Here is a 4,666-nt window from a genome sequence, read left to right on the forward strand (position 1 = left end):
GTTTGCGGATATTGCGTCGGCGATCAAAGCGCTGGATCATGGTGGCCGTGCGATGTTTGGTCTGGTTCATCACCTCCAGATCATCGGCCCCGTTGGCTTTGGCGATGGTGACAAAACTGGCCCTGAGCGAGTGCGCCGTAAACGACTCGCCCAGCTGTTGCTGGACTAACACGTTCACCCACTCGTCCGACAGACGATCTTCCGTCACTCGCTCCCCTTTCCGAATTCTCACAAATAAAGGACCATCCTCCCGACCCACCACCTCCAGCCAGGCAACAAGCGCGCCAATGGGACAATACTCCGGCTCGTTGGCATACGACACCGCCTTTTCTTCGACTTCCCCGAATTGATTAGTCTTTGAGTGGTTCAGGCGGATGACCAGGCCGGCCTCATCAATCAGGATGTGATCCACATCCAGTTGAGCTAACTCACTGCGCCGAAAAGCGCCCGTGAAGCCCAGCAGCAGAATGGCCCGGTTACGTAAACCCGTTGGGGTGTGGGGCAAGGCGTCCAGGGCCTGTCGAAACTGCTTGAGGGAAAAGTCAGGGGCCTGTTTTTGGCGTACGGTCTTTTTGAGCTTAAAGCCTTTCATAAACACCTTGAACTGCTCATCGGTGGTGGGCGAGTCAACCCGGTGCTGGCGGTGGAATTTGGCAATACTAGCCAGGTGTCGTTGAATGGTGAAGAAGCTGCGGGTTCGTCCCAGGAAGGTGACGTATTCCACCAGGGCAACAGCTGACAAGGGCGTTGGCTCGTAGCCATTTTCCTGGCACCAGGCTGAATATTGTTTAAGGTCAGTAATAAACGCCCGGTGGGAATTAGCCGATCCTTGCAGGCCAGCCCGCAAATACTCCCTGGCCTCTTGATGAATCTGCTCATCGATCCGCAACGACAAGCTTTGGTCAGAAAGGGGAATGATCGTTACGTCTTGGATAAGGCTGTCGGGTTGGTTCATGAGTTGGAAAGGGAAACGAGCATGTTTTCGAGCAAATTTGATCAAAATGGACTCGGTTTGACAAATATAGGATTACTCGTGATAATTAAAGTTATCACGAGTAACTAATTATATAGTTCATTATCAATCGAAATCAGATTTAACGCAAAGACTTCTGGAGTGCCTTCACTCGTTGTAGAGATACACTAATTTACCAATCCATCCGCATGCATTCAATTTCCTTACGCTTTTCCAAGGAATTAACTCAGCGTCTTAACCAGATGCGTATCCGAAGTACCCGCTATAAGGTTGCTCTCTATAAGCCCATTCATCAGGACCAGCAAGCAGAGGGAGCTAGCTTGACCGAAGTTAAGACAGAAAATACAGAGTTCGCTTTCAACATCATGTTTGAGCGCAATAATCCGGAGTCAGAATGGCGAATAGTAACCCCACTTAAATTTACGGATTAACCAAGAGCTAGATAAATGGAGCTCCTTTTTAGAGTCCGTTTCATGTATTTGCTGAATGGTGTTTATGTGCAAATTTAGAATTGCACTTATTGACGAAGTAAGCTTAACACAATTGATAATGGTTTAACGGCTTTAGTAGTAAATTTCTAAGACTAGTCGACATTGGTATAGTGATCCTAAAGCCAGTTTGGCTTCTTTATGAACCGACCCAATCCTCTACACAACAGCATGCGTTCAGTGGCCCGGCCATTATCAAATGAGCTATCCCCTGAATCAGTGCTGTCCAGGTGGATAGCCGGATATCACATCACTTAGTAAAGTTTTGAGCACATTAGTAGGGTTGATGAACACTCAATTAGCTGTCATACACTTTGTAGTGCTTAACATAAGTCTGATTATATAACAGTATCGCCAACGTTTGATTAGAGATAGGGGTCATATAAGAAAAGCCTGAAATCATGCAGAAAAACATCCTTACTCTACTGGCTGTGGTCAATCTGTTGCTATTAAATAGTTGCACTAAAAAAGATACAGAACAGCAGTTTGAATTCAGTAATGACTGTGATTGTAAAGGTAAAATTTCAACGACTGTAACTGATATGAAAGCGAGGCTTACAGTTGGCAAAACCTTATTCTTAAAAGACGTTGATTATAGCAAAGTGGCTTATCGAGAGTTACTTCCCTGTGATACGTTGAAGATTACAGGCTTATCTGCATCGAAAGAAGGCGAATACAACTACGTGGTTAGTGGCGATCTGAGGCCACCCTGTATTACCAATGGGGTTGCTTATTTTTGGTCAATTAATATTTCTTCAATTAGCAAGAAATAAATACTACTGGTTAACATAAGCACACTTATACAACAGTATTCAGACTGTGAATCCAGCAATAATTGAGGCAAAATTCAGAAGGTATAAAGTCGAATCGGAGCATCTACTCTTACGTAGAGATGTGACTAGTGAGATCAAAGATGTATTGCACTCTATTGTTGAAGTAGATTTAATTATAATCTTCTATAGATCAAGTACCTACTTTTGGGTTATGACTTTAGAGAAAATTATCATTTTTTCGGAAGACCGTTGGCTTACAGCACTGTTTCAAGATATTGACAAAATTGACCCTAATTTCTTAGATCAAACTAAACAGAACATCTCAGAAATGGGACTTTTAATGAAAAGTGGTTCTTTAATTCGATTACAGGTAGAAGCAACAACTTGGCATGTCGTTTTGGGAATACTGAAGCTTCTAAAAGCACAGCATCAATAAAACTATTCTAAGATTGAGAAAACAGGCTTATTAACTCGGTTCTACTTTTATTCTCTTCACATAATCTAAGTTATAAAACTATTTTGGGAATAATACTATTTTCGTATTGAAACTTGATTGTACTATTCTAAAATTTATCTTATTAAGTAAAAACACTTTTTTACTTACCAGAATGATTAAAATACTGGCTATAATTTTTGCAGCTATAGTAATAGGAGAAGAGCTATTTGCTGAGTACGGTCGTGATATTACTTTTATAAATGGTGAATTAGTTAGAATCAATAGATTTATTGGAATTACGGCCCATGTAGGTTTGCCGTATTGTATCTTCTTATTATTGGTAAAGAACAAATTATTAGCACACGTTATTCCTATTGTATTATTTGTTCCATTCGGATTATTATTCGTTTGGCTTGAACTTGTCCTAATCGATACCACAACCCATCCTGTTGATATTGTTATGCTGAATTCAGATAAAGAAGGCAGAAAATTAATTATTCGACAAAGTCTAAGATTGAAAACTGATTCTATAGAACGTGATACTGTTTGGGTGAAGGATACTTTTATTTTTCGAAAGGTCTACAGCTCCTAGAAAAGGGCCATAAATTGAGTTACAAGAAATACGCTTTGAAAAATACAATTTAATTGTGTAGCATCAATTAGCACTCTTACGAGATCAGTTGCATAACTATCTTTATGTTAAGAGAATTAACTTAGAATCAAGCTTATTTACTTCAAAAGTCTATCCTTAAGAAAGTTCTATTTTCGAGTTGACAATAAAGTCAATTTTAAAGCCAGTGGCAATTACTTGAATGTAATTCTCATGTCCTTCAATTAACTAATGAAAGTAATCCTTCTTGTCCCATGAAAGCCAAGTTAGATAAACTTGAGTTCTCTTCTTCACTTTCTCATTAAGCCAATTCGACTGGCTAATTTTAAAAATAAATGCATTAGATGCATAGAGTTCTTTACCATATTGATAAGAGTAGAGCTCCATAGATAAATACTCACAAGCCCAACAGTCCAGAAAACTAATTACGCCTTTGTGAGACTCTACTTCTTCGTCTGCTAGATTCCAGACCTGAAAAGTAATTGTACAGTTTCCGTCCTCAAATTGTAGTGCCAGATTGCTTTGGGGATCTTGTTTGAAGAGCTTGACTTGAGAATCAGTTTGCATGTCCCAATCTGTTGTATAAGTGCCGTTATGTTAGTTGTTAAAGGTTTGATTTATTCAGATGCTAAATGGATTAAGTCTTTTTTATTTTTTTGATAAATTTCAACATACATCTCTGACCTAACAACGTATTTTAGTTTTAATTTTTTCGGATTATTTCTGATATAGAATTCATAAGTTGGGGCAATGACTACCGCTGTGTCTCCGGAGAAAGTTATTAAGCAATCCCAACCACTCCTAAAATCTCGATCCTGAATAACGACATAGCCTTGCTCTTTTTTTAATTCATTGTTTCGACCATTTAAAAAGTATGTTGAATCTCTATAGGAACATCGGGTTATCCAATGTTTCCCGTCGGGCGAATAATACTTAAAATGATAATCAGCACAAGCGGTTAAACTTCCCCCAGCCCAAACAAGTAGTAGAATCTTAATGGTTTCGAAGTGATTTCGCATAGATCCTACTTTTGTTGTATAAGTGGCATTATGTTAGCCCAGGCTGTTTTTTGCCTGATCTGCAATTTTTTGTGCAATTAGTTCACACCTCTGACGACTGCCAAATAAGCCCATTGTGTGCATTTCTATTTGGAAAAGCTCTTGAGCTATAACCTCAGTTGTTGCCCCCTCCATCGCTAAGTTAAACAACCTAGGAGTATAGGATTGATACTCATCCCTGGCCTCAGGTATATCATTGACCCCAATAGGGTCCCACTCCTCCCAGAGCAGCTTATCTATCCATTCGTATAACTGCTGTTGCTCCTTATCTAAATTTTGCACCATTAACCTGTTATATAATCTCACATATGTTAACATGACTGTCTTT

The 4,666-nt window shown here is 39.7% G+C and carries 9 protein-coding genes; 5 read left to right on the top strand and 4 right to left on the bottom strand.

Features of this window, described 5'->3' with window-relative positions:
* A partial coding sequence (locus ACOJS8_RS17430) for a site-specific integrase (protein ID WP_420149821.1) occupies positions 1–505 on the bottom strand: 505 nt, incomplete at its 3' end.
* Here ACOJS8_RS17430 and ACOJS8_RS17435 point away from each other — a divergent pair.
* The 5 genes from ACOJS8_RS17435 to ACOJS8_RS17455 all read left to right on the top strand — a co-directional run bounded on the left by ACOJS8_RS17435 (position 497) and on the right by ACOJS8_RS17455 (position 3,262).
* A complete protein-coding gene (locus ACOJS8_RS17435; RefSeq protein WP_420149822.1) occupies positions 497–739 on the top strand; it encodes a hypothetical protein in 243 nt (80 codons plus the stop codon). The two genes, ACOJS8_RS17430 and ACOJS8_RS17435, sit on opposite strands and share 9 nt — an antisense overlap.
* 422 nt (positions 740–1,161) lie before the next feature.
* On the top strand, positions 1,162–1,404 hold the full coding sequence (locus ACOJS8_RS17440; RefSeq protein WP_420149823.1) for a hypothetical protein: 243 nt from the start codon (positions 1,162–1,164) through the stop codon (positions 1,402–1,404).
* A gap of 458 nt (positions 1,405–1,862) precedes the next feature.
* Positions 1,863–2,234, top strand: coding sequence for a hypothetical protein (locus ACOJS8_RS17445; protein ID WP_420149824.1), 372 nt, complete (start codon positions 1,863–1,865; stop codon positions 2,232–2,234).
* 46 nt (positions 2,235–2,280) lie between these two features.
* A complete protein-coding gene (locus ACOJS8_RS17450) occupies positions 2,281–2,670 on the top strand; it encodes a hypothetical protein (RefSeq protein WP_420149825.1) in 390 nt (129 codons plus the stop codon).
* Between the two features lie 172 nt (positions 2,671–2,842).
* On the top strand, positions 2,843–3,262 hold the full coding sequence (locus ACOJS8_RS17455; RefSeq protein WP_420149826.1) for a hypothetical protein: 420 nt from the start codon (positions 2,843–2,845) through the stop codon (positions 3,260–3,262).
* A 246-nt stretch (positions 3,263–3,508) separates the two neighbouring features.
* Here ACOJS8_RS17455 and ACOJS8_RS17460 read toward each other — a convergent pair whose 3' ends face one another.
* From ACOJS8_RS17460 to ACOJS8_RS17470, 3 genes are all read right to left on the bottom strand, one after another.
* Entirely contained in the window at positions 3,509–3,847 is a 339-nt protein-coding gene (locus ACOJS8_RS17460) for a hypothetical protein (protein ID WP_420149827.1), read from the bottom strand.
* Positions 3,848–3,897: 50 nt separating this feature from the next.
* Positions 3,898–4,299 carry a hypothetical protein gene (locus ACOJS8_RS17465; protein ID WP_420149828.1) on the bottom strand — a complete coding sequence of 134 codons (402 nt, stop codon included), beginning with the start codon at positions 4,297–4,299 and terminating at the stop codon, positions 3,898–3,900.
* Positions 4,300–4,332: 33 nt separating this feature from the next.
* A partial coding sequence (locus tag ACOJS8_RS17470) for a hypothetical protein (protein ID WP_420149829.1) occupies positions 4,333–4,666 on the bottom strand: 334 nt, incomplete at its 5' end.

The organism is Spirosoma sp. (genome assembly GCF_048594605.1).
Lineage (GTDB): Bacteria > Bacteroidota > Bacteroidia > Cytophagales > Spirosomataceae > Spirosoma.

Excerpts from the sequence above, each read along its gene's own strand:
- ACOJS8_RS17440 (WP_420149823.1), top strand. The coding sequence starts at position 1,162 with ATGCATTCAATTTCCTTACGCTTTTCCAAGGAATTAACTCAGCGTCTT.
- ACOJS8_RS17445 (WP_420149824.1), top strand. The coding sequence starts at position 1,863 with ATGCAGAAAAACATCCTTACTCTACTGGCTGTGGTCAATCTGTTGCTA.
- ACOJS8_RS17455 (WP_420149826.1), top strand. The coding sequence starts at position 2,843 with ATGATTAAAATACTGGCTATAATTTTTGCAGCTATAGTAATAGGAGAA.
- ACOJS8_RS17460 (WP_420149827.1), bottom strand. The coding sequence starts at position 3,847 with ATGCAAACTGATTCTCAAGTCAAGCTCTTCAAACAAGATCCCCAAAGC.
- ACOJS8_RS17465 (WP_420149828.1), bottom strand. The coding sequence starts at position 4,299 with ATGCGAAATCACTTCGAAACCATTAAGATTCTACTACTTGTTTGGGCT.